This is a genomic window from Variovorax sp. LjRoot130, assembly GCF_964253755.1.
Classification (GTDB): domain Bacteria; phylum Pseudomonadota; class Gammaproteobacteria; order Burkholderiales; family Burkholderiaceae_C; genus Variovorax.
In genome coordinates, this window is sequence record NZ_CAXURM020000002.1 from 1,042,010 (window position 1) to 1,066,169 (window position 24,160).

19 protein-coding genes and 1 pseudogene are annotated in these 24,160 nt (G+C 61.3%); 13 read left to right on the forward strand and 7 right to left on the reverse strand.

All coding sequences use genetic code 11. The features are described from left to right. Window positions 1-32: 32 nt before the first annotated feature. The 10 genes from ACSQ86_RS34820 to ACSQ86_RS34865 all read left to right on the forward strand — a co-directional run bounded on the left by ACSQ86_RS34820 (window position 33) and on the right by ACSQ86_RS34865 (window position 10,505). Window positions 33-695, forward strand: a complete 663-nt coding sequence (locus tag ACSQ86_RS34820) for a vWA domain-containing protein (RefSeq protein ID WP_436310731.1) — start codon at window positions 33-35, stop codon at window positions 693-695. Continuing rightward, on the forward strand, window positions 605-1,450 hold the full coding sequence (locus tag ACSQ86_RS34825) for a PP2C family serine/threonine-protein phosphatase (protein ID WP_436310732.1): 846 nt from the start codon (window positions 605-607) through the stop codon (window positions 1,448-1,450). Before ACSQ86_RS34820 ends, ACSQ86_RS34825 begins: the two co-directional genes overlap by 91 nt. Window positions 1,451-1,456: 6 nt before the next feature. Next, entirely contained in the window at window positions 1,457-3,397 is a 1,941-nt protein-coding gene (locus ACSQ86_RS34830; protein ID WP_436310733.1) for a helix-hairpin-helix domain-containing protein, read from the forward strand. 94 nt (window positions 3,398-3,491) lie between these two features. Continuing rightward, window positions 3,492-4,592 (forward strand): DUF4236 domain-containing protein, encoded by a 1,101-nt coding sequence (locus tag ACSQ86_RS34835; protein WP_436310734.1) that lies wholly within the window; start codon window positions 3,492-3,494, stop codon window positions 4,590-4,592. 298 nt (window positions 4,593-4,890) lie between these two features. After that, window positions 4,891-6,705, forward strand: a complete 1,815-nt coding sequence (locus tag ACSQ86_RS34840) for a 3'-5' exonuclease (RefSeq protein WP_436310735.1) — start codon at window positions 4,891-4,893, stop codon at window positions 6,703-6,705. Then, the gene (locus ACSQ86_RS34845; RefSeq protein WP_436310736.1) at window positions 6,702-7,388 is read left to right on the forward strand and encodes a PIN domain-containing protein; all 687 of its coding nucleotides are present in this window, start codon (window positions 6,702-6,704) and stop codon (window positions 7,386-7,388) included. Before ACSQ86_RS34840 ends, ACSQ86_RS34845 begins: the two co-directional genes overlap by 4 nt. Before the next feature lie 308 nt (window positions 7,389-7,696). Continuing rightward, on the forward strand, window positions 7,697-8,728 hold the full coding sequence (locus tag ACSQ86_RS34850) for a helix-turn-helix transcriptional regulator (protein WP_436310737.1): 1,032 nt from the start codon (window positions 7,697-7,699) through the stop codon (window positions 8,726-8,728). Between the two features lie 361 nt (window positions 8,729-9,089). Beyond that, entirely contained in the window at window positions 9,090-9,269 is a 180-nt protein-coding gene (locus ACSQ86_RS34855; RefSeq protein ID WP_436310738.1) for a hypothetical protein, read from the forward strand. Window positions 9,270-9,585: 316 nt separating this feature from the next. Continuing rightward, complete coding sequence (locus tag ACSQ86_RS34860; RefSeq protein ID WP_436310739.1) at window positions 9,586-9,870, forward strand: DUF3892 domain-containing protein; 285 nt, start codon at window positions 9,586-9,588, stop codon at window positions 9,868-9,870. Window positions 9,871-10,331: 461 nt separating this feature from the next. After that, entirely contained in the window at window positions 10,332-10,505 is a 174-nt protein-coding gene (locus tag ACSQ86_RS34865; protein WP_436310898.1) for a helix-turn-helix domain-containing protein, read from the forward strand. A 297-nt stretch (window positions 10,506-10,802) separates the two neighbouring features. On the opposite strand, the gene ACSQ86_RS34870 is transcribed toward ACSQ86_RS34865, so the two are convergent. Continuing rightward, window positions 10,803-11,414, reverse strand: coding sequence for a hypothetical protein (locus ACSQ86_RS34870; protein ID WP_436310740.1), 612 nt, complete (start codon window positions 11,412-11,414; stop codon window positions 10,803-10,805). Window positions 11,415-11,657: 243 nt separating this feature from the next. Further along, a complete protein-coding gene (locus ACSQ86_RS34875) occupies window positions 11,658-11,780 on the reverse strand; it encodes a hypothetical protein (RefSeq protein WP_436306640.1) in 123 nt (40 codons plus the stop codon). Window positions 11,781-12,269: 489 nt separating this feature from the next. Here ACSQ86_RS34875 and ACSQ86_RS34880 point away from each other — a divergent pair. Then, window positions 12,270-13,134 (forward strand): annotated as a pseudogene (locus ACSQ86_RS34880) (IS5 family transposase). Between the two features lie 150 nt (window positions 13,135-13,284). Then, a complete protein-coding gene (locus ACSQ86_RS34885) occupies window positions 13,285-15,531 on the forward strand; it encodes a DUF6351 family protein (protein ID WP_436310741.1) in 2,247 nt (748 codons plus the stop codon). Between the two features lie 480 nt (window positions 15,532-16,011). Here the strand turns inward: ACSQ86_RS34885 and ACSQ86_RS34890 are convergent, their stop codons facing one another. Both ACSQ86_RS34890 and ACSQ86_RS34895 read right to left on the reverse strand, forming a co-directional pair. Further along, window positions 16,012-16,440: a hypothetical protein gene (locus ACSQ86_RS34890; protein ID WP_436310742.1), complete on the reverse strand. Its 429-nt coding sequence runs from the start codon at window positions 16,438-16,440 to the stop codon at window positions 16,012-16,014. Between the two features lie 550 nt (window positions 16,441-16,990). After that, complete coding sequence (locus tag ACSQ86_RS34895) at window positions 16,991-18,937, reverse strand: alpha amylase C-terminal domain-containing protein (protein WP_436310743.1); 1,947 nt, start codon at window positions 18,935-18,937, stop codon at window positions 16,991-16,993. Between the two features lie 1,070 nt (window positions 18,938-20,007). Between ACSQ86_RS34895 and ACSQ86_RS34900 the strand changes: the two genes are divergently transcribed. Further along, on the forward strand, window positions 20,008-20,454 hold the full coding sequence (locus ACSQ86_RS34900) for an SET domain-containing protein (protein WP_436297843.1): 447 nt from the start codon (window positions 20,008-20,010) through the stop codon (window positions 20,452-20,454). A 120-nt stretch (window positions 20,455-20,574) separates the two neighbouring features. On the opposite strand, the gene ACSQ86_RS34905 is transcribed toward ACSQ86_RS34900, so the two are convergent. The 3 genes from ACSQ86_RS34905 to ACSQ86_RS34915 all read right to left on the reverse strand — a co-directional run bounded on the left by ACSQ86_RS34905 (window position 20,575) and on the right by ACSQ86_RS34915 (window position 24,158). Continuing rightward, window positions 20,575-22,131 (reverse strand): gamma-glutamyltransferase family protein, encoded by a 1,557-nt coding sequence (locus ACSQ86_RS34905; RefSeq protein WP_436297844.1) that lies wholly within the window; start codon window positions 22,129-22,131, stop codon window positions 20,575-20,577. 84 nt (window positions 22,132-22,215) lie between these two features. Next, window positions 22,216-22,965, reverse strand: a complete 750-nt coding sequence (gene cnbZ, locus ACSQ86_RS34910) for a 2-amino-5-chloromuconate deaminase CnbZ (protein WP_436297380.1) — start codon at window positions 22,963-22,965, stop codon at window positions 22,216-22,218. A 197-nt stretch (window positions 22,966-23,162) separates the two neighbouring features. Further along, a complete protein-coding gene (locus ACSQ86_RS34915; protein WP_436297381.1) occupies window positions 23,163-24,158 on the reverse strand; it encodes a tripartite tricarboxylate transporter substrate-binding protein in 996 nt (331 codons plus the stop codon). Window positions 24,159-24,160: the final 2 nt, after the last annotated feature.

Sequence of the window (24,160 nt, forward strand, 5' to 3'; positions counted from 1 at the left end):
AACCACCCGATCAACCAACCATCACTGCTTCAATGACTGAACAAATCAGCTTCGGCGTCCCAACGAACTTCGCGGACAATGCCGAGCCACGGTGTCCGTGTGTGCTTCTTCTCGATGTGTCGGGGTCAATGAGTGGAGAGCCCCTGCAGCACCTCAACGATGGCCTCGTGACATTCAAGGACGAGCTCGCAGCAGATGCTTTGGCGATGAAGCGCGTGGAGGTGGCGATCGTGACCTTTGGTCCCACCCAGGTGCTGCAGCCCTTTACGGGAGCTGAAAGCTTCTACCCCCCGACGCTGTCCGCTCAAGGCGCGACACCAATGGGTGAGGCGATCCGTCAAGGCCTTGATCTGGTTCGTCTTCGCAAGGAAGAGTACCGCAGCAACGGCGTTCCGTATTACCGTCCATGGGTCTTCCTGATCACCGATGGCGGCCCAACCGACGAGTGGAAGAGCGCGGCCGCCGCCGTGCGTGAAGGCGAGGCATCCAAGGCGTTCGCGTTCTTCGCGATCGGCGTCAAGGGCGCGAACATGGAAGTGCTCAGTCAGATCAGCAGTCGCACGCCCTTGTCGCTCGATGGGTTCAAGTTCCGCGAGCTCTTCACTTGGCTTTCGTCGTCGCTGAAATCGGTTTCCCAATCCACGCCGGGCCAGGAAGTGAAGCTGGATGCACCAACCGGCTGGGCATCGGTGTGACCTGGAGAGTCGTCTCGGCTCTGTCGATTGGAACCTCCCATATCGCGAACGGCACGCCTTGCCAGGATGAATGCTGGGCGATGGTTGAGCCGCGATCCGACGGAGAAGTCCTGACGATCTTTGTTGCGGACGGCGCGGGATCGGCCGCTAAGGGTTTGGAGGGGGCGGCTACAGCCGTGCAGACGGCAGTCTCGTACTTGGCGGCTGCCATGCGAGGGCCGGGTTTTGAACTGACAGAGTCGCTGGCGCCCGCTTGCCTGGAAGCCGTGCGCACCGCGATCGACGGCCAGGCCGCCACCGATGCGTTGCAGGCTCGCGACTATGCTTGCACTTTTCTTGGGTTGGTCTCCAGCAAAGAGAAGACGTTGGCGTTTCAGATCGGCGACGGCGCCATCGTCCTGGATGTAGGTGCCGGACTGGAGCTCACGGCCCCGCCGATGACGGGCGAATACGCCAACATGACGCACTTCGTCACGCAGCCCGATTACCTGGAGGTGATGGCTCAAAAGATCTATCAAGGTCGGACTCAGCGCGCGGCCGTCTTCAGCGACGGAATCCAGCGGCTTGCGCTCAACATGGCGCAAGGGACGCCGCACGAGCCATTCTTCACGCCATTCTTTGATGTTCTTGCAAAAGCGACCGCGCAGCAGGAGGACATGCTGCAGAGCCAGCTCGCAGCGTTCCTCGCCAGCCCGCAAGTCAACGAACGCACAGACGACGACAAGAGCCTTGCACTGGCTGTGTGGGTGGAATGAACTGAGATGAGCAAGAGCCTGTGGACTCGCAGCGGCGCTGCGCTCTCGCTGGGCAGCCAGCTCGGCAAGGGTGGCGAGGGAAGCGTTTTCGAAGTGGTGGCCTCACCGAATCTGGTTGCCAAGCTTTATCACCAAGCGCCAACGCAGCAGAAGCAGGAGAAGCTGCGGTTCATGGCCAGCAGCGCAGCGAAGGACCTGCTGTCATATTCTGCGTGGCCAACGGACACCCTCCACACATCGCCTGGCGGCGCAGTGACGGGCTTCCTCATGGAGCGGGTGCGGGAGAAGCAGCCGATCCACATGCTCTACAGCCCTGCTCATCGTAAGCAGGACTACCCCAAGGCCGCCTGGGATTTCCTGTTGGTAGCTGCGCGCAACACCGCCGCCGCCTTCGAAACCATCCATCGGCACGGACATGTGCTCGGGGACGTGAACCAAGGCAACGTCATGGTCGGCGCCGATGCGCGAGTGTTGCTGATCGACAGCGACTCGATGCAGATCAATGCTGCCGGGCGACTGCATCTGTGCGAGGTCGGTGTTTCTCACTTCACACCACCCGAGTTGCAAGGGATCTCCTCGTTTGCGACGGTCGCGCGCACCGCGAACCACGACGCCTTCGGGTTGGCCCTGCTGATCTTTCACCTTCTCTTCGGCGGTCGCCATCCGTTTGCCGGAAGGCCGCTGCGTGACGAGGTCGGCAACGGTCTGGAGCCTGACATCAAGGCGTTCCGATTTGCGTACGGTTTCGACGCCGCACAGCGAGGATTTGCGCCGCCGCCCAACTCAATCGCCTTCTCTTTGGTGCCCAGCAGCACGCAGGTGATGTTCCATCGAGCTTTCACCGAAGTGGGAGCGCAAGCCAACGGCCGGCCGAAAGCGAGCGAATGGCTGGTGGAGCTGGACAAAATTCGAGCGGGCCTAAAGACCTGCGGCCGTTCGCGCATGCACGTCTACCCCAATCATTCGCCCGAATGTCCCTGGTGCAAGCTGGATTCGGCAGGCGCTTACTTTTTCATTGACCTCGTACACGTGGCGGCCGGACAGGGCTCGACCTTCGTCCTCGCCCGAGTCTGGGCTGCGATCGAGAGCATCCAGCCGCCACGGATGCCCACTCCACCGGCACCCGGCGACTATGCCTCCACTGCCGCTCCGCTACCGGAGGGCGTTCGAAAGAAGCCCAACAGGGCAGGATCCCTCGTGATTGCACTTATCGCGATCGGCGTGTTGAGCGTGATGTTCCCAAAGATCGCAGTGCTCTGGATCATCGGTGGCCTCATCACGTGGTGGACTGCAAGTGGCGGCAACGGTAAGAGCTTCATCGAGGAGAAGGACCGTCGGACGTCCGCGCACGCCCAGGCCGACCGGGCGTACCAGCAATTGCTTGGACAGCTGAGAGATGCCACCAAGCTCGACCGGTTTCAAGAAGCCAAGCAGTCCCTCGAGGCCGCCAGGCAAACGCACGCCGGTTTTGCGGCGAAGGAGGCCAAGCTTCTGTTATCCGTCCAAGAGAAGGCGAGAGAGCGGCAGCTGACCGAGTACCTCGAGAAGTTTTTCCTCGACAGCGCGTCGATCCCTGGCCTGGGTCCGGCCAAGAAGGCGGCTCTGCGCTCGTTCGGCATCGAAACCGCCGCCGATCTCAGTACGAGAAGTGTGAGCGCCGTCAAGGGCTTTGGTCCGAAGCTCACAGCGACCATGATGCGTTGGCAAGCAGACAAGGTCAGGGGCTTCCGCTTCAACAGTTCTCCGCAAGCACTTCACGTAGAGACTGCCAAGGTGCGGCAAGAGGTTGCGGCGCAGCGGCAAAAGGTAGAAAGCGTGCTTCAGGGAGGGCCGGAGCATTTGACTCGGATTAAGTCGGACGTCGAGTCGTCCGTTGCCAAACTGATGCCGCAGTTGCAACGCGCCGCCCAGGCGCTTTCCCAGGCCTCGGCGAATCTGATTGCATGAACTCCGTGCTGCTGCCACACAACTGCGCGGGCGCCGTTCCCTGAGCGTCGACGTCCAGTAACTCTTTCCTCTGCCCCACGTTCACGAAACTGCCATGTCGATCACTTTCTCAAAGAGCGTCAAGTTCGGCGCCGTCCGGTTTAACTTCTCGGGCTCGGGCATCGGCATGTCTGCGGGTATTCCAGGGCTCCGAGTCGGAACGGGACCGCGTGGGGCGTATATCAGTGGCGGCGTGGCGGGATTTCGCTACCGGAGAAGTCTTGGCGCTCGCAGCTCGAAGAGCGTTTCGGTGGCGAATGGCACACCGCAGCCATCCGCAATGCCTGGCGCGCCCCAGCCCGCCCCTCCTGATAGGAATGTGGTCGCCACGGTTCGTCATGAAACAGTGGACGTGCTCGACTTGAGCGATTCAACGAGTGATGGCCTGTTGGCGTCCATGAATGAACAGCGCAGCAAAACAGCTTGGTGGCCGTTCGTGGCGGCCGGGTTTGGCGCGCTGGTCTTCGGGCTCTTCAAGGGAGAGTCACCTCAGTGGCTTCTGTTGGCGGCTTGTGCCGTGGCTGTTGGGAGCACGCTATGGGTGTCTTGGCGCGATAGGATGAAGAAGTTGACCGTGCTCTTCTACGAACCCGATCCTGCAGCAACACGCATCTTCGAGAAGCTGTCTGCGGGCTCGCAGCAGGCTGCTTCCGCGCGCAAGCTGAAGTCCGTTACCGAGACGTCGCAGTACCGTGATACCAAATACTCTGCAGGCGCGGCGCATGGATTGAAGTTTGGCGGTGCCTCCTTGCTCTTGGGCCAAGCACCTGGTGTCGTCGCCAACATCCCGGTGCCGATTCTCAAGACCGACCGTACCACTCTGGCATTCTTCCCCGATCGCATACCTGCTTTCCAGGGCAAGGCTGTCGGTGCGATCGAGTACAAGGAACTGCGTGCCGACAGTGTTGCCACCAGGTTCATTGAGAACGAGACGGTGCCGGTCGATGCCAACGTGGTCGGTCGAACCTGGCAGTACGTCAACAAGAAGGGCGGCCCGGACAAACGCTTCAAGAACAACCGTGAGTTGCCTATTTGTTTGTACAACGAGTTCAATCTCTCGACCGCCCGGGGCCTTGACCTCAAGTTTCTCGGATCTCGCGACGGGGGATTTTCTGCGCTTGCGGACGCCCTATCGGCGGCGAGAGAAGGCCGCTAAGCCTCTAGAGGTGCTCGCTCTCGCGCGCCGAGTCGGGCCGCACAATGTCAGCACGGAGGTCAATCCGGTTTCCCTCAGTTGCGCGCCGGTGCGGGCGATACCCCCGACCTCGCCGAATCGGGTAGTGATGAGGACCGCGCTGAGGTCGCTCGGTGGCTAGGCACTGGGGCTAAGCAACTGCTGGCGCTGATGCTGCCGACGCACAGGGGCGGCGGCTAAACGTGGTTGACTGTATCGGCATGTTACGGTAGGTTGTGGTCTCTCTTGCCCAGTCCACCACCAGGCGACCGAATCTTTGATGGCTGTCTTGATTCCCGCATTGAGCACATGCGTCGCCCGCATGACGTCCGGCGAGCGCCGCTTGGCGGAGCGGCTGCAGCAGAAGCTCGACGAGGACTACCTACTGCGGTTTGACGTTCCCATCGGCCCCAAGCAGTGCCACCCCGACTTCGTCGTGCTGCACCCCCGCCGTGGCTTGCTTATCTTGGAAACCAAGGATTGGCGCCTGGACACCATCCAGAAAGCCAGTCGCGGCGACTGGCTGATCGCGCCTGACGGCGTTCCCAAGAGCGTCCCCAATCCGATCGAGCAAGCCCGGCATCAAACGCTGCAGGTAGTCGATGCCCTCAAGCGCGATGCACAGCTGGTCCAGCATGAGGGCAAATGGCAAGGCATGCTCACGTTCCCGTGGAGCTACGGCGTCGTCTTTACGCGCATCACGCGCAAGCAGTTCGACGCAGCTGGTCTCGGAAATGCGATTGAGTCCAATCGTGTTGTCTGCTCCGACGAAATGCTGGAGGACGCCGAACCAGAGGCCTTTCAGTGCCGGCTCTGGGACATGTTTCCGCAGCTGATGCGCGGCACGCTGTCGTTGCCCCAGATCGACCGGGTACGCTGGAACCTGTTTCCCGAGGTGCGCGTCCCCGAGCAGGGTGCCCTCTTCGACGATGCGGACGACAAGGCGACCATCCCGGATTTTCTGCGCGTGATGGACCTGCAACAGGAACAGCTGGCGCGCAGTCTGGGCGACGGCCACCGGGTGATCCACGGCGTCGCAGGGTCTGGCAAGACCATGATCTTGGGCTACCGTGCCGAGTACCTGGCCAATGCTGCAACCGACATCCACAAGCCCGTGCTCATCCTCTGCTACAACGAGCCGCTGGCGGTCAAGCTGCAGGCGACGATGCAGGCCAAGGGACTGGCAGACCGTGTCCACGTCCGCCACTTTCACAAATGGTGCCGGGACCAGTTGGTGGCGTTCGGTCAGCCGCTGCCGTCCAACGACCTCCACGTGGGCGCCAAGATGGACCAGATGGTGCGCAACGTCATCGACGGCGTTGACCGCCGGATGATTCCGTCAGGGCAATACCTAGCGGTACTGGTCGACGAAGGCCACGACTTTGCGCCCGAGTGGCTCAAGCTGGTCACCCAGATGGTCGACCCCACGACCAACAGCCTCCTGCTGCTGTATGACGACGCCCAGAGCATCTATGACAAGCGGCGCGGCAAGCCCTTCAGCTTCAGAAGCGTGGGGGTGCAGGCGCAGGGCCGCACGACGATCCTCAAGATCAACTACCGCAACACCCGGCAGATCCTGCAAGCTGCGAGTGCCATGGCGACTGATCTTCTGCGGCCCCAGGAAAGGGACGACGACGGCGTTCCCCGCCTCCAGCCCGTGAGCTGCGGCCGGGATGGGCCGGAGCCGATCGTCATTGACCTGCCAAGCGCCCGGGCGCAGGCCGATCGGATCGCGGAACTCATGGCCAGCGCCCACAACGAAGGGCACGCCTGGGGCGACATGGCGGTGCTGTGCCGAAGCTGGGCGCTGATGGACGAATGCTCCAAGGCCTTGAACCGTCGTCGCTTGCCACACAAGGTGCGCAAGGGCGCGCACGATTTCGACCCCACTGCAGACACCATCAAAGTGATGACCCTTCATGCAAGCAAGGGGCTGGAATTTCCGGTGGTCGCAGTGATGGGTGCGCGTCAAGCAGTCGCGGGCGATGAGGTGCTCGCCGAGGATGACGACGCATTGGAGGAGATGCGATTGTTCTACGTCGGTGCAACGCGTGCTACCTCCCGCCTCATGGTTGCCAACGCCATCCGGCAGTGACCAAGACCTACTTGTTGATCGATCTACAGAACCGGCAACCTGCGCCGGAGGACGTCGCATCGTGGATCGGCGCGAACGGCGAGGCCTGGATCTTTTTTGGGGAACAAGAGATCGGACTGCTCGCGCAGTACATGGAACTCGGTGACCAAGTTTCCCTTGTCGACATCTCCAGGCCTGGAAAGAACTCGCTCGATTTCCACCTGGTCCTCTACCTAGGCTACTTGGTCGGCCGGCACGAGCCAGAGGCACGCTTTGTGATCGTCGCGGCCGATGGAGACTACGACCCTGCGATCGTGCATGCCCGATCGAAGGGGCGGCAGGTCGAGCGTGTGGAAGTCTTGGGGCCGGCACCTGTCGAAGTCAAGTCCCTACCACTCCAACAGGCAACTTTCTCGCAGTCCCCGACAGCATTAAGGCCTGTGGCTAGCAACTCAGCCGTCATCATGCCTTCCGTGCCAATGACCAAGAAGTCGAAGTCCGTGGATCAGATTTCTTCCGAAATACTCAAGGATTTGGTTGAAGCAGGGAAACCAAAAACTTTGGACGCACTGAAGAAGAGAATTCAGTGGCGTTTTGGCCCTGAGCCAGTACCTAAAGAAGTCGCCGATGTGATGTCGAAACTTGAGACGTCTGGCGCGATCAAGATCGCTGACGGATCGCTTCAGTACAGAGATCGTGAATGAAGTCGACTCCAGACCGAGGACCTTCAACGTGCGCAAGCGAATAGGTACTACCTGCCGGAAGCGAACATCCTTGATTGCTTGCCCTCCTGCGAGACCAGAACTTCTTCCGCCGGATATTTCGCTGGACACTATAGAGCTCAGTGCAACGCGCGCCTGTTCAAGTGCGATGAGTGCAGCTTGTGCCCTGCCGATGCCGGTCGAACACACGAATAGATGACCCGCGAGGTATTGTTTTCTAGACGAGGCAAAAAATCCGAAGGAGGGCCGTTATGCGTCGATCGTCAGTACAGAAGGGCGAGGGAGACGTCATGCGAGCTGCCGCGCGCATGCCTGCCCGGGTAAGCGCCGCGAAGCCTCGCGTCACAAAAATCAGCCTGCAGCGGATTGCCAAGATTGTTCGGCTGATTCGTAAAAAGGGCGTCGTGCCTATGCGACTATTCCGCGAGGAGTTTGAAGGCCTCTCCGAAAAGACCATCGCTCGCGACATCGACTTCCTCCGAGATCGGTTCGAGTGTCCCATTGAGTGGCACCGCGGCAAGGGCGGGTGGGTGATCGACGACGAAGGCCGTTTTGAACTCCCTGGCGTCTGGTTCGAAGCCTCGGAGGTGTTCGCCCTTCTCATGATGCTGCACCTGGTTGAGGGGGTTCAGCCCGGCCTGCTGGCAGAGCACCTTGGGCCTCTCGAAAACCGTCTGCGGCGTATGCTGGCTGTCGGTGCTCCCAAGGAAAACATCGAAGGCAAGGTCAAGCTCATTCACTTTGCTCCGCGCAAGGTCGATCCAAAGCACTTCCAAGTCATGGCCAGCGCCTTACTGGACGGCAAGAAGATGACCATACAGTACTGGGTTCTGGACCGACAGGAACTCACGCGGCGTACCATTTCGCCGCAGCAACTGGTTCACTACAGGGAGAACTGGCTTTTGGACGCCTGGTGTCATGAGCGCAACGGGCTTCGCTCCTTTTCGCTGGAGGCCATTCGGCAGGTGCAGGTCCTAGACGAGGTCGCCATCAAGGTCTCTCGCGAGGATATGCATGAGCACTTCCAGAGCGGTTACGGCATCTTCGCCGGTAAAGCCAAGCACCAGGCGGTCCTGAAATTCAGCCCCCGGCGCGCGGAAACGGTCTCGCTGGAGACTTGGCACCCCGATCAGACTAGTGAAAGCCTCCACGACGGCAGCTACATCCTGCAGGTGCCGTACTCAAACGACCAGGAGTTGGTCATGGACCTGCTGCGGCACGGCCCCGATGTGGAGGTGCTAGAGCCTCCTGAATTGCGCCAAAAGGTGCATGAAGTATTGTGCGCTGCAGCAGAAAAGTACATTCTGAAGGCCTCTCGCTAGGACGTTCTTTGTCCTAGTCACCCCTCAACAATGCGTTCCATGCTCGGGAAGGTCCCGATCTGGAGTACAGGATGAGGGTCAATTTCGCACATCTTCGAGAACGCGCTCAAAGCGGCGGGTGGATCAACTTCGCCGTCTTCGACGCACGTGCCAGCTCCGGAACGAGCACAGACAACTCGCGGTTGCTCGCCCAGCTAACTGCTCAGGCTAGGGCGTCGAACTTGCGCGTAGACCAAGCCGCATTGGCTTTCTCGAACGGCGGTCGGACGCAGTTCTTCGGCAGTCGTCCCCTCGTCGAGTTTTTGTCCCGCAGCGGCTTGCCGGGCTGGACCCATCACATTGAAGTTTGAAAGGAACCGCCATGGCCAAGAACCCTCCTATCGGTGACAACGCCCGCCGCGGTGCAGTGCGCGACCGTTCGCAGGTCTTCAATCCACAGAACCAATCCTGGACCAAGCGCGATAGCGATAGCGGTCGTTTCATGGACCAGAAGAAGGACGGCGACCCCTTCAAGGGTGTTCGCAAGGAGTCGCGAAAGTGAACGGCGCCGTCGTTGGCTCGTTCATAGCCGGCCGCGAGCATAAGGCCGGCCACCTTCATGCCCGTCGCAGCAGGCTTCGGCGTATCACTGCTGACAACGCTGCCGGACCTCCCGTGGTCACCGACGTCTCCGAACTATCGGGAGTCCCGCCTTGCCCTATACAAGCTGCACCAAGGGAAGTCGGAGGAGCCTGCCAACAAGTCACGGAAGACGCTGGGAATGCTAGCCAGTCCGGATACCTGCTTCGCCTCGCCCTGGGTGCTACCACGGCGAAGTTTCGCCTGCCTTTATATTAGAAAGCTCTAGGAAGAACGCCATGGCCGACGCCCAAGTCACCTGCATTGTCAAACCGAACGTGCAAAGCCCGCACGAGCACATCACCCACCTCGGCAACCCTGCTGGGCAGTGGGTGTGGACGCGTGAGCAGGTCATCGCCAGCATCGAGGACAAGAGCAACACCTTCTACGTGCTGGACCAGGCGAGCGGTAAGCGCGCCGACATCGGGGTCGTCCGTGAGTCCGGGAAGCTGCCGTACCTGCGCACGTACGCGGACGGCCAGTGGAACAACAACCTACTTTCACTCAATCAGTGCCTCATTTGACGGAATCGCAAACTGCTCTTCCAACTCTCTGAGCATCTGATTTAGCGATTTATCGCCGACTGTCCAACTCGCGCGATGAGTAGGTCTCTGGGTGCTGGCTGAGTCGGGCTGCTAGCTGGCTAGCAGGTGTGTTGGCCGCGGTTGTGATTGCCTTGTTGAAGGTCGTGCCTGCAAGCGGCAGCTTTCTGGATGCGGATTCAACCGGTCGCTGCAGCGCTGGCGGCGAGGATAGCAATCGCTGCACAACGGTCCATCGTATCGCTCCCCGTTGGCCCTTCTCAGCGGCCGTTCACTCGTGCGTCGGTGGATTTAACATAACAAGGCTTGTTGCTGTGCTGACTGTGGGAGCGATTTAGTAATGTCGTGTTCTAGCCGATTTCAAATGTCGCAAAGTCGCCCGACCCAGGTTCTGGGCTTGGGGTACGGCCATGGCGACACCTGCGGCGACGATCACGATGACGATGCGCGAAGCAGACCGCCTCAAGACGATCCAGGCCGTGATGGATCGCATGGTACGCGTCGGTCAAGCCGGGCAGCGGCTGGGCCTGAGCCGACGACAGCTTGAGCGACTCGTTCAACGGTACACGGGCGATGGCGGGGCCGGTCTCCCAATGGCTGCTTCCCGGCGATGGTGACGTCCGCTGAGTCGGCTCTGGAGCCCCAAGCGGTCTACCAAGGGCTCGATTGGAAGGGCAAAAAGCAGCCACCCAACAGCCGAGTTGAGCCGCAGACCGAGGCTTGCCGAGGGCCGTCGGCTTGAATGATGGGATGGACTCCTCCCGCATTCTTGCGCCACGTTGAGTGCACTGATCTTCATTGGCGTGCGGAAAGACACAACGGCTTGCCCAAGTGAAATCGCGCGGCGCTCAAACAAGACCCGCACAGTCAGACCCGGCACGAAGTGGCGTGAGTTTTGGACATACGCGAAAAGACTAAGGTTTGAAACGAATACGAGCCCAGAGTGAAGGGGGCGCGATCTCCAGGCGCATAGCTGTTGAGGCCATTGAGTACGCATGCGAGAACACCTTGAACGACTGATCCGGTGGCTTGCTATTTTGGAAATTAGTGCGTTCATCAGACGCGGCGTCATTTGCGAGGTGATTGAGGTATCGTTCCATACGTGAGAGGGCATCACGGACTTGCGCAGAACTCCGCCCAAACAAGCCACTGTCATCCCTAAGGCCTTCCAGCGCTAGTTGAACCTCGTTGAGCGCCTGGACGTCACGGGCGGTTAGAGTTTGTGTGGCCTGATAGCTGCGTCGAATGAGCTTCACTTTCTGGTAGTGGCTGCGGAGTTCCGAGTGAGCGTCAAGTTGTAGCTTGCTACGGTCCTTACTCTGCTGAAGCCCCGACTTGAACAGTTCTAGGACCGCAGTGGTTACAGCTCCTAGAACCGCGATAAGGCCGGCTTGCAGGAGAGCCGTCACCCACTCCTTCTCATACTTCATAACTTCGGGCCCGATGGCACTCAACTTGATTGCTGATCCGATACCGATGATGGCAACAGCCAGCAAGACGAAGAAGAGCCAGACTACGTGTCTCATTGTTGTCTCCGTTGCATCGATGAGTCGCGAGATGGGTTTTCTGAGCTAACTAGATCGACAAGATCGTATCCACCATGGTCACCCAATCCAAGCCCACACCATCACGTTCATCCGCAAAGCGGACCCGCAGCCCTGCGTCAAGGCACTACCGCTTGGATCAGGACGACGGTTCCGGAATGGATCTCTACTCCAGAAGCGACCGTGGTGCAAGGTGAACTGACGCCGCCTCGCATCTGCCCGACCTCAGCAAGACTGCAGTATCGACTTTGTTTCGAAGCAGTCGAAGCAGACGAACACGTAGATCATTCCGCAGTCGGCGAGCACGACCTCATCATTGATGGAGTCGAGTTGTGCGTAGAAAGTCATTTCATTTCCGCAAGCGCACTTCGGAATGTTGGCGGATTGGATGAAATCAGGACGTCCACCGAGGCGATGCCATTGTGAACTCCTGTCAAGCTGATTTGTCGCCAAGAGTAGGTGAAGGGACTTTGGTGGTCATCCCCCGGCTGCTGGAGGCGCCCCGCAAGTTGGCATCTGCTCGATGATCGCGAGGCCGCCTGCTTCAGGATCGACAGTCGTTGATGCAATTTCGCCGGCGCGTTTCATTGCGTCATCAGAGAATCCCGTGATCAGGACCTGAGCGCAATACGCTCGAAGTTGTATTTACAGGCCCACAGCTACTGACTAAGGTCAGCACGGCTACCTCAACAACAATGAGGAGTTGCCATGTTCGAACCGTCTGTCCCCGCCGACCACGAATGCTACGCGTCCGGTACTTTTGGCTCGCTTAGAGCTTATCCGTAAATAGTAAACTACGCCTCCGAGCCGCATTGAGCGCGGTGTCGGAGCGAGACGATGACGGCAAAGCGAGTCGAGTCCTGGGTGGTGACGGATGAGTTCTGGCAGCGGGTCGAACCGCTGATTCCGGCGCGCGCCGCATTGCCGAAGAAGGCGTACGTTCGAAGTCCTGGCGCAGGACGACCGCCGAAGCCTGCGCGGCAGGTGTTCGAGGCCATCGTGTACGTGCTGCGCACGGGGTGCCAGTGGAAAGCATTGCCCAAGGAACGCTTCGGCAGCGCCAGCGCCATCCACAAGCGCTTTCTCGAGTGGGAGAGGGCAGGCTTCTTCGAGGCACTGTGGAAGGCAGGGCTGGCGGAGTATGACCAGATGCAAGGCATCGCCTGGCGATGGCAGAGCGTTGACGGGGCGATGTTCAAGGCTCCCTTGGCGCAAGAATCTGTCGGACCGAACCCGACGGACCGGGGGAAAAAAGGGGAGCAAGCGCCACCTGCTGGTGGACGGCCGTGGCGTCCCGTTGTCGTTCATCGTGACCGGGGCCAACGTGAATGACGGCAAGCGAATCGATGAGGTCCTCAGCGCCATCGTGGTCGAGCGCGAGCGGACGCCAATTCGACGCAGCAAACACCTGTGCGCAGATGCCGGCTACCGAAGCGCGGAGGCCCTTCACATCATTGAGTCGCACGGCTATATCCCTCATGTCGTGGACCGTAGGCAAGAGACTGAGGCCAAACGGCGCCAGCCGTGGAAGAAGGCTCGCCGTTGGGTGGTCGAGGTATGCCACAGTTGGTTCAACCGCTTCCGCAAGCTGTTGGTGCGCTACGAGAAGCTCGAACGCAGCTTCCTCGCACTGAATCATCTTGCCGCCGCAATCATTGCCTACCGAAAGGTGCCGCTGGCGGTGAATATTATTTACGGATAACTTCTTAGGGCGATGCAATCGTTAATTGCCTGTGTAGGCTTCGTTTCGCTGATCGCATGTGGTGGTGGCGGTAGTGGTGGTGGTTCACCTGTGAGTGCCGTGGACAAGCCGACCGTAGCTGGCCAGACCACCCCTGCCAAAGCGACCCCGATGACGGTGTCCATTCGGCTTCTATCGAGTGCGCCACAGTGGGTATCTGGTGGCGACGCTCGCATCGAGGTGCGGGCGGCTCCCGACCTGCAGGCTGAGCTGGAGATTTGGATCAATGGCCGGAAGACTTCGCAGACGCTGGTCACCCGCGGAGACCGGCTGGAGGGCGTCGTCAGCGGCTTTGATGTCGGCGACAACACGCTCGAGGTCCGTCACGCGCACGGACAAGGCCTAGGCGTGTCAGCGTCGCTCCGCCTCACCAATCACCCGATCGAGGGTCCGATGTCTTCGGGGCCTCACCAGCATCCCTTCGTCTGCACCACGAACCAGTTTGGACTGCAGCCGAAGATCGACGTGGACACCCCGCCTGGCTACGCTGTGCGCGGCGAAGGGGTCACCATCGTCGGCTACAGCCGCAATTGCTCCATCGATACAGTCGTTGCCTATTTGTACTGGGCGGCCGATAACAGCTGGAAGGCGCTGCCCCCCGATGGCTCGGTGCCGGCCGACATGACTCAGGTGACGCTGGCGGACGGACGCACGGTGGACTTCATCGTGCGCCGTGAAGTCGGCACCATCAATCGCTTCCTCTATAGCCTCGCGATGCTGGCGCCGCGCGGAGAAGATCCAGCTCACCCGGACACGAGTCTGTGGAACGGCCGCCTCAACTACTACTTCCAGGGCGGCGTCGGGGTCGGCCATTCGCAAGGAGCCGTTCATGGCCGTTCGCTCGAGCCTGAAGTGCTGAAGCGAGGCTACGCTATTGCGCACTCGAGCGGAAATGTCACGAGCACCCACTACAACCTCCAGTTGGCCGGCGAGACCGCGATGATGACCAAGGAGCGCTTCATTGAACGCTACGGCGTGCCGTTGTACACCGTGGGCCTGGGCGGCTCGGGCGGTGCAATCGCGCAGTACATCCTGGCGCAGAACAACCCCGGCGTTCTGGACGCCGCGCTGCCAATTCAGTCCTACCCCGACATGATTTCGCAGGTGACCCACGTCGGCGATTGTGAGCTGCTCGAGCACTACATGGACGTGACCGACCGAAACAACGAGCGGTGGAAGAATGTCAAGAATCGCGTGCTGCTGGTGGGCATGAATGGCGAACCGGCGGTGGTTGACACCATGTCACTGGTGAAGCCATACCTCGGCCTGGATGGTCCGAGCATGAGCACCGGCTCGACCGAATGCGTGAAAGGCTGGCGCGGCGTCCACCCGCTGGTGATGAACCCGTTGTACGGCCGTGCAGCCAATTCGGCGAACTACGTACCGCAGAGCGACATCGCCACCATCCAGTGGACGCACTACAGCGACGCGCGCAACATCTACGGCCTCGACGCTGACGGCTACGCGCGCCATACGTGGGACAACATCGGCGTCCAGTACGGCCTGAAGTCGATGAAGGAAGGCAAGATCACGCCGATGGAGTTCCTCGACTTAAACTTCAAGGTGGGCGGCTGGAAGAGGCCCAAGGACATGGTTCAGGAGGTCTATCCGTTGTTTCCTGGCATTACGCTGGCGATGGTTCTCGCGGACCCAACGCTGTTCGACCCCTGGAGCCGGCGCAATATGACACTCTCCCCAGCCGCGGACGTGCCAGCACCGCGTACCGAGGGCAACCTCGAGGCAATGCGAGCGGCCTACACCTCCGGCCTCGTGTTCGGCGGCAACATTCCGCTCCCCACCATCGACAGTCGTCAGTACCTCGAGCGCGAGGCCGACATGCATAACGCACACCAGTCGTTCGCGGTGCGCAAGCGCGTGCTGCAGAAGATGGGGACCAGCGATCACCTGGTGATCTGGTTCACTGACACGATGCCCGGAGTGCCGAAGGTCGATAAGAACTTCGTCGTGGTCGACGTTATGGACCAGTGGATGGCCAACATTCGCGCTAACCCGAACTTGAGCGTCGGCGAGAACCGGCCGGCCGCTGCGGTAGATAGCTGCTTCGACGTCAACGGCAATCTGATCGCTTCTGGGCCAAACGTCTGGGACGGTATTCTCGACAGCAAGCCGAGTGGCGCCTGCACGCGCGCGTTCCCGCTGTTCAGCACCTCGCGTATCGTCGCCGGCGCGCCGTTCGAAGGAGGCATCTTCAAATGCGCGCTGAAGAGTGTGGACACGGCGCTACACGACGGCATCTATGAACCGTGGGTTCCCGACCCCGCATCCATCGCGAAGCTCAAGCAGATCTTCCCGCAGGGCGTATGCGACTACAGCAGACCGGATCAGGGTCGCCCGTAGCTGCAATGCAAGCGTCCAGGTTGGCAATGAATGAGCAACGCTCGTGTCCGCCCATTTCTCGGTGGACGGGTTGCGGCATGTAATGGGCGGGATCGACGGCGTCACCACAGGACGTCAGCCACTCCTCGTGCCGGAGGCGAGGCTGGCACTTGGAGATCACGGTGCCGTCCAGCCTGCTCAGTGCGGCAAATAGCGTGGGTCGTGCCTTGGCGCTCGCAGTCGGCCGTTGACGTCGATGATGACGCCGCTCACGCACCTCCGCAAACCCGCCATTCACGAACGTCAGGAGTTGGCCGACAGTTCCAGTTCGCGATCGTGAACCGTCGCATCCGCAAGAGGTTCGAGGGATGCCGGGACTCCGCTTGAAGGCGTTGACGTTCAATGCAGAGCGCGGTGGAGCGCTCAACCTCCACGGCTTTGACTCATCTACCGTACCAGCGTCGCTGCGGGGAGCCGAGAATGGAGCTGTCGCGTCGAGTCTCACATGACCTGCATTACGGCGAACACCAGGTCCGGCGTCTTCTCGCTTCTCAGCTCAAACCGGTTGCCGGCGACCTGCCTCACGGACACGCAGGAAGCCTTCAAGCCTGACTCAGCACCCATCCATGTCAGTTCCCAGCAGAGCACGTTGTTCTTAACTTCCCATTTGCCCTGGTCCGCGCACTTGTCCGTATGCTTGCTCCCAACCGCTCTCGCGCATACCGACCGGTCCTTGCGAAAGTCAAAGAGGTTGGTGTGCGAAGGGCGTTCCGGGATCCCATAGATAGAGAGTCCCCAGGTTCGCCCGCTGACCAGTTCAACCAGAGCGGCACCTGAGATCTCTTGCACAGTCTGAGTTTGCGCGGCGTCGGCCATGCATGCCGCGAGCAGAACTGCTGAAAGCTTTGGCAGGATCGGGGCGCTCGCCATTGTGTTCCTCGGTTGGAGCCTACCGTCACGGTACAGAAAGACTGCGTCGTGGGCGCCAAAGCATCATGCGCTCCTGAGTATCCAAGCGCAAACGGGCCGTCGAGGCGCCGCCATAGGAATGCACGTTGGCCAAGATCACGTTCACTTGTCCGCCGCCACCGAGAGTCCGCTTTCGGACCTCACAGTTGGAGGGCCGACGGTATGCCATAGGCCCGTCGCCCAGGTCGAGCGACAGCCATACGCCGCAAGAACGACGGACCGCTCCTGGCCGACTGTAGCCGGTCGCGGGCCATGGGCTGCGGTTTAGGGTTTCCGACACCTGCCCGGCGACGCGGCCGCTTGCGACGCTTACAACGGATCAAAGAGGGTGCGTTGAGTCGCCCGGTGACTAGCTAGACCGGTTGCAGAACCTCGATTGAGACCGCATTGCATCAGACCTGGAGGATGAAGGGCCGAAGCCGCCGCTCAAGTCCGGCCGGCATCGGCGGTCCGCCAGAACTTGCCGCGGTGTACAACGTTGGCCATTCCGAGCCTCCGCAGCAGTGGCTTCTCACGCGAAGGTCCGACAAAAGACCAGGATGGAGTTCGGCGGCAGTGTGAGCTCGGCCGAGTGGTCGAACTCGTGCATCGGTACCGGGCTCGCCTCGACGGCGCCGGCATTGCCGACGACCTGCGGATTGACCCAGTTGTCGTACACGTCGCTGTTGAAGGCTTCCAGCCAGCGCCCACCGGACGGGAAGCCCACGCGGTAGTTATACCGGGGCTGGTCGGCCAGGCTGACGACCACGACGACATCCTCTCCCACCCCAGGTACCCAACGGTGAAAGGCAAGGAAACGGTTGCCGTCGTGGGCATCAATCACGCGAAAGCCGTTGGCGCGCAGCGCCGACAGGCGCCAGCGTAGCCGGATCAGCTCGCGGGTGCAGCGCAGAAAGTCCCGCATCGCCGGGTCTGGCGCCTCGAGCCCGGGCCAGAACAGGCGCAGCTCGGGGCGGTTCTCCAGATCATCGGACCACTGCTTGTCCTCGAGGAATTCCTGGCCCATGAACATCATCGGGATGCCGGGTGAGGTCAGCGTCAGCCCCATTGCGACGCGGCTGCGCGAGCGCGCAAACCACGAGCGGGGATTGGACGGATCCGCCAGCCTCGGGATGCGCGGCTCACGCCCTTTGGACGCATCCGGATCGCGCAGCACCACGTCGTGGTTCTCGGGACCCTGGACAAAGCGCCAAGCCTCGTCGAACCCTGCGGGCCAGAGGCTGTCGGCGAGCCGCTGCATCGGCAGCGGGTCGGTGCCGGGGGAGCTTGCCGCCCGCAACACGTCGCGCACGGCGATGCGCAGCGTGTTGCTCAGCGTCGTGTCGAAGCCTGCCCCGCCGTCGCTGACGGGACGGACGACCCAGGGGTTCAGGTCCCAGTATTCGGCAAGCTGCAGCGCGCCGGGACGAAAGTAGCGCACGGTCGAGGTCAGGTCCTGGCAGAAGCGCCAGCCGTGCGGCTGGCCGTCGCGGTCGATCACGCTGACCTGGTCGTAGCGCAGGCCATCGATGCGGTACTCCTGCATCAGGAAGCAGGCATTGCGGATCAGGAAATCGCGCACTTCGGGCTTTGCGAAATCGAACACGCGCCCGCCGGCGTGCTCGCGCAGCCCGAAGTAGAGGGAATTCTCGAACCGCACGGGTAGTAGCTGCCCGTGCTGCCGGTCGAAGAAGTACAAGCTCTGATCGCCGAAGTCGCCGCCGGCATGGTTGTAGACCACGTCGAAGATCACTGCGATCCCTTGCACGTGCGCCAGATCCACCAGCGCCTTCAGCTGGTTCATCTCGCCCTTCAGGTCCGCTTCTGCATACGGCGACAAGCCCTTCGACGCGAGCATTGCATCGATCGATGCGACATAGGCAGGCAGTTCGGCGTCCGGCACCGCAAAGTTCGATTCCGGCGAGAAGTAGTCCAACCCGTTGTAGCCGAGGCTGAAGGTGGAGGGGAACTCCTGGATCGGCAGGAGCTGCAGGGCGGTGACGCCGAGGTCGGCAAGATACGGTAGCCGAGCCGCGACGTCGAGAAAGGTGCCGACCCCATGCGGCCAGCGCGGCGTCGAGTACGCGCCGACGTGCACCTGGTAGATGACGAAGTTCTCGAAATGGGGCGTGACGAAGCCAGTGTCGTGCCAGGAGAAATCCGGCCGCCGCAGAATGCATTCGCCGGAGCCCCATTCGAGCTCGCGCGCATAGGGGTCGCGCTTCCAGCCGCCGCCGGCGTCACCGACCACCCAGAACTTGTAAGCCTGGCGATCGCGCGCGCCCCGTACGAAGCCCCACCAATAGCCGCCGGTGTGCTGCAGGCGAGTACCGGGCGCGGGGTTCCACCCTGTGAAGTCGCTCAGCACGTGCACTTCGTGTGCGTTCGGCGCCCATACGCGGAATGTTGCCCCCTCCGCCACCAGGGTGGCGCCCATGGGCGTGTCCGGCCCGAGGTGTTCCTGCGTGACGGTGCCCATGTCAGTCGTGGCCGCCGAACACAAATAGCCGCACCCGGCTGTTGATCAGGCCGTCCTTCTGCACGACGGTGGCTCCCATGGCACCTCCTTACGTTTATCTGTACGCGGACGTCCGTCGAACCACACGGAAACGGCCCATACTGCGGAACGCCGGTGGGCGTGTCAACCTCCCTCTGGAGCATCATCGGAGAAACCAGTGGCGACGTTCGGCCGGCGTGTGGCAGAGCTAGCAATGGGACCTCAAGGACGCACGACTACTTGCTTCGCGGGGGTCAGAGGACGAGGGTCAGGACGGCGAAAAGCACCACTCCGACCACGCAGACGAGTCCGTCGAGCAGCATGGCGCTGCGGACAGCAAGACGAGGTATCCGGCCGGCAAACTCTCGCAGTTGGCCTGCTACCGAATGGCCGCGTGGAAGCATCGATGCGACAACAAGGCGGCCAGCGATGACCTGTGGACAGCCTGGGCTGCCAGCGAGAAGCCCGCCGCAAGACCATAGCGCCCTACGACGACCTCTTTGCCATCAAGCATTGGAGGCCGAGGAGATGGCCAAGCCCCCACGAGCTCGTCTGGGGCATTGGCATTCGGTGTGGAAGCCGAATCACTCCGAGCGTGCGCGACGTCGGTAGTGGACTTCCAGCACGCGCTCTTCACCCGGGCGCTGGAAGTCGGGATGGATGACCGGGTCGTTGGCCCTGGAAGGGCGGCCGCGCCGTGGGGCCGCAGCTTCCTTCAATGCGTTCGCCGCCTGCGAGATGCAAAGCGCGCCCGAGTTCAAATTGGTCGCACGAGAGGCGCTGACCGAGAGCGCTGACCGGCCGGTGCGCCTGTTTGACGCCGGGAGCTACGCGCACCTCCTTAAGCCCATTGATGGGATGTGCACGACAAGGGACGCTACAAGCCGAAGCCGAGGCAGGTTGCGCTACTTTGGCGCTGCCGTGGGTTTGCTCTGCTGCCGGACGCCAAGGCCAGGGGATTGCCCTTCGTCAGGCTCGTCATTGCCGCCAACGCTCCTTCCCGATCGCTTGATAATCGGACGGCGTTACTGCCACTTCCACCTCCAACCCCGATGCCGTGCCCTACTCCCCTCTTCCACGTTCGAACCAGCGATATCCATGGCGTGGGGCTCTTTGCAATGCTGCCGCTGCCGGCGAACACCAGGCTGGGCACGTATGAGGGGCGGCGCATGTCACCGGCCGAAGTGGAGGCGACGGACTGGGAAAGCCATCTCACGTACCTGTTCGGGCTGTCCGATGGCACCGTCATCGATGGTGCCCAGGGCGGCAATGAATTGCGTCACCTCAACCATAGCTGCAGCCCGAACTGCGAAGCAGTGGAGACATGGGCGCCCGACGGCACGCTGCGCTTGGACATCGTCACCTTGTGCGACGTTCTCGCCGGCGAAGAACTGTGCATCGACTACGCTTTGGCCATCGACACGACCCATGCACCGGAGGCCTATCCGTGCGCCTGCTCATCTGTCGAATGCCGGGGAACGATGGCGGCATCGGCCTGACTGGTGTCGCCGTTCCGTGCGGAAGGAAACCCTGTTCGGGTGCGGGAAAGTTCATGCCGGGCTCTGCGGCGCGGTGAGCTGACGATGGTGCTGCGACGCAGAGTGCTCGCCTCTGCGCTGTCAGACGCCCAGGGCCTTGCCGTCGCTGCGCGGATCGTGCGCGCCCGAGAAGGCACCGGTGACCGGATCGATCACGATCGCGCCGGAGTGGCCAGCGAGAGGGCTTTGCGCAGGAAGCGGGCTCACTTCGTGCCCGCGTCGTGCCAGTTCCTGGAATACCGGCTCGCCAGCATCACTCTCCAGCTTCAGCGAATCGCGGCTGTCGGAGAAGGTCTTGCCGAGCAGGAAGCGTGGTCGCGACAGCGCGGTCAGCGGATCCATGCGGTAGTCGATCAGCCGCGTCAGGATCGTGGCCAGCGTTTGCGGCTGGCCGTCGGCACCCTGCGTGCCGTAGAGGATGTGCGGCTGGTCGCCGTTCCTCAGGTACATGCCAGGGTTGAGCGTATGGAACGGCCGCTTGCCGGGCTGCAGCCGGTTCGGATGCCCCGCCTGCAGGGTGAACGCCGCGCCGCGGTTGTGCCACAGGATGCCGGTATCCCCGACGATCACGCCGCTGCCCCAGTCGAAGTACAACGTTTGCAGCATGGCCACCGAATTGCGTTCGGCATCCGTGGCGGCAATGAAGACCGTGTCCCCGGTCTTGAAGGTGTCCGGCCAGGCCAAGGCCTTTTGCATCTGGATCCGCCCGGCGAGCATGTCGAGGTTGGCCTTTGACAGCAGCCTCACAGTCGGCACGTCAGCGAATTCCGGATCGGCGACGTAGCGGTTGCGGTCGATGAACGCTTGCTTCACGGCTTCCGCCAGCAAATGGTAATGGTCGGCACTGCCCTCGGCGATCTTGCTGAGGTCGAAGCGGTCCAGCACGCCCATGATTTGCAGCGTGGTGATGCCCTGCGTCGGCGGCTGGTGCGAGAGCAAGACGCCGTCGCGATAGGCGACACGCAGCGGCGCCTCCTCGCGCGCGTGGGTCTTCGCAAGGTCGGCCGCGGTCAGCGGCGAGCCGGCGTCTTTCAGGCCTTTTGCGATGCGAGCCGCCAGGCCCCCTTCATAGAAGTCGCGATGGCCCTTCACCGCCAACGTCTCCATCGTGTCGGCCAGTTGCAGCTGCCGGAACGACTGCCCCACTTCCGGCGCTTTCCCCGCCACCATGAAATGGCCCGCAATGGCAGGCAGACTCGCCAACTCCTGTTGGCGAAAATCCATCCAGAAGCGTTCCGACGGCGTCACCGGAAAGCCCTCGCGGGCCAATGTGATGGCGGGCGTCAAGAGCTCGGACCAGCTCTTCTTGCCGCCCAATTCGCTGCGGCTGATTTCAAACGCCTTGCCCAGCGTATCGACGTTGCCGGCACTGGTGAGCATCGAGGGCGCACCGCGCACCGGGATCGCGCCGACGTACTGCGGCAGTTCCATCGGCGCCTGGCCGATGCCGGACAAGGTTCGCACCTTGCCGTTGCGGTCACGGATGATCATGAATGCATCGCCGCCAAAGCCGGAGAAATGCGGGTAGGTCACATTGATACTGGCGCCGATGGCAATGGCGGCTTCGACCGCGTTGCCGCCGGACTTCAAGACATCAAGGCCGGCTTGCGTGGCCAGTTCATGCGGGCTGGTGACCATGCCGCGCATTGATCGCGCGAGGACATTTTCTGACCTGATTGCCGCGTCGCTACTTTTGGAAAGATCAATCAACACGGAGTGCCGTTAGAGAACGAGTTCTCGGCTAACAGCGCGTACATCCACTTCGAACTCCATACCCAAGACGGGTGGATAGCTCGGAAACAGCGTGAGGCCTACATTTGTTAGTCCGCTGCCTGCAAACACGGATGAAATCACAGCTTCAAGCGGATGCACGGTATAGATTTGCGCACCGTTCACAGATGACCACTCCGCGCCCAGACTAGTAACCCGCTGGCGCAGTGCCTGCATGATGAAAGCGGCCTTTCCTATAAGGCCTTCGGCAGAAACATCGGTGCCACCAAAGACACCACCTGGCGGTTCTTCAATAATTTCCGGTTTGCCAGAAATGACGAAATCAACGGGCTTTGCAATACTTTCTTGTTGGATTGGTGTCGTGAACGAGAAAGCAAACAGCGCACACTCCGTTGGGGGATTAAAAAGCGGGGCAAGATTGCTGCGCCCAATTGGGTATGGGATCTGACCAGAAAAACCGAGTGAGGTTAGAAGATCTACATAGTAATTGTTAAATTTATTGAAATCTGCGCGCGTCAAAGCGGCAGGTGAGCGCAATTCGCAGGCCGCCAGCGCAGTTAACGGTCGACCCTGCTTCTGCAGGTAGTCTGCGATGACGCGAAAGCCAGCGCCCAGAGCTTGCGGTTGCCGAAATCGTACGCGGTGCAGTTCATATCCTGGGAGTGCAGCCACACCCAGAGAGAACAAGCCACCAGGGATGAATTGGAAGCTACCAGCTTCATGAATGGTGACGTTTGACATTGGAAACACTCCCAAAAAAATTAGTCTTGCTGTGTAGAGACCAATACGGCAATGGCAGCACAAGGGCTTATTTGACACGGACTACTCACTGCCCTTCAGCAGGTAGGTGATTTCGTCTCGGTATTGCAGCACCCGAGCCGTCATCCGCGATAGCTTCGATTCGATAGGCTCTTTCGCTCATGAAGTCGCCGCTCCAGTCAGGATTCGGCCGTGAAGCCGACGCGGCGCACAAACGGGCCCCACAGGTCGGCGTCTGCCTTGAGGGTACGGCCGAAGTCCTCTGGACTGGGCGAGCCGATGACGTCCATACCAAGCGGTATGCCAGAGTCGATCATGTCCTTCTGTGCCAGTGCGGCGCGCACGGCAGCATGAGCACGATTTACCACGGTCGGAGGCGTATGAGGCGGCATGAACACCCCACTCCACTCGCGCATGTTGAGCTCTGGGAAACCCTGTTCGGCATAGGTTGGCACGTCTGGTGCGAAGCGCGAGCGTGTTGAGCCGGTGAGGGCGAGCAGACGCAACCGGCCGCTAGCGAGGTAGGGCAAGTAGTCACCCAGGGGGGACGAGAAAGAAGCGATCTGACCGCTTAGCAGTTCCAGAATGCCAGGCCCGGAGCCGCGGTAGGGAATTTGCCTCATAGGGACGCCGGAAGCCTTTTCTAGCAGGGCGGCAACCAAGTGGGGCATGGACCCGGCGCCCGGCGAGCCATAGTTGGCCAGGTTTGGGTTGGCCTTGGCCCAGTCCAGGAATTCGCGCAGCGTCTTGACCGAAGTGGGCACCTGCGGGCCGACACCGAAGCCATGCGAGTTGTACAGCACGGCGCTGATGGGTGTGACATCGTCTATCTTGTAGGGCAGCCGAGGGTAAGTGTGCGGGTAGATGATCAGCATCCCCGCTGGCGTGAGCAGCATGACCGAGCCGTCTGCGACGCTGTCTCGCAGTGTCGTGACAGCGATTTGTCCGCCCGCACCAGACCTGTTGTCCACCTGCACGTTGGCGGCGTAGCTGCCGCGCAGTTTTTCGGCCAGGCGCCGCGCAAACGCGTCCGTGGTGCCTCCGGGCGGAAAGCCCACGACGATGCGCAATGTCTCCACGGCCGGGGCCTGAGCATGGGCGGCCAGGGGGAAGCCCAGGCCGGCTGCGATACCGGTGGCGCCAAATGACTTCAGGGCCTGCCTGCGGGTGCTCATGG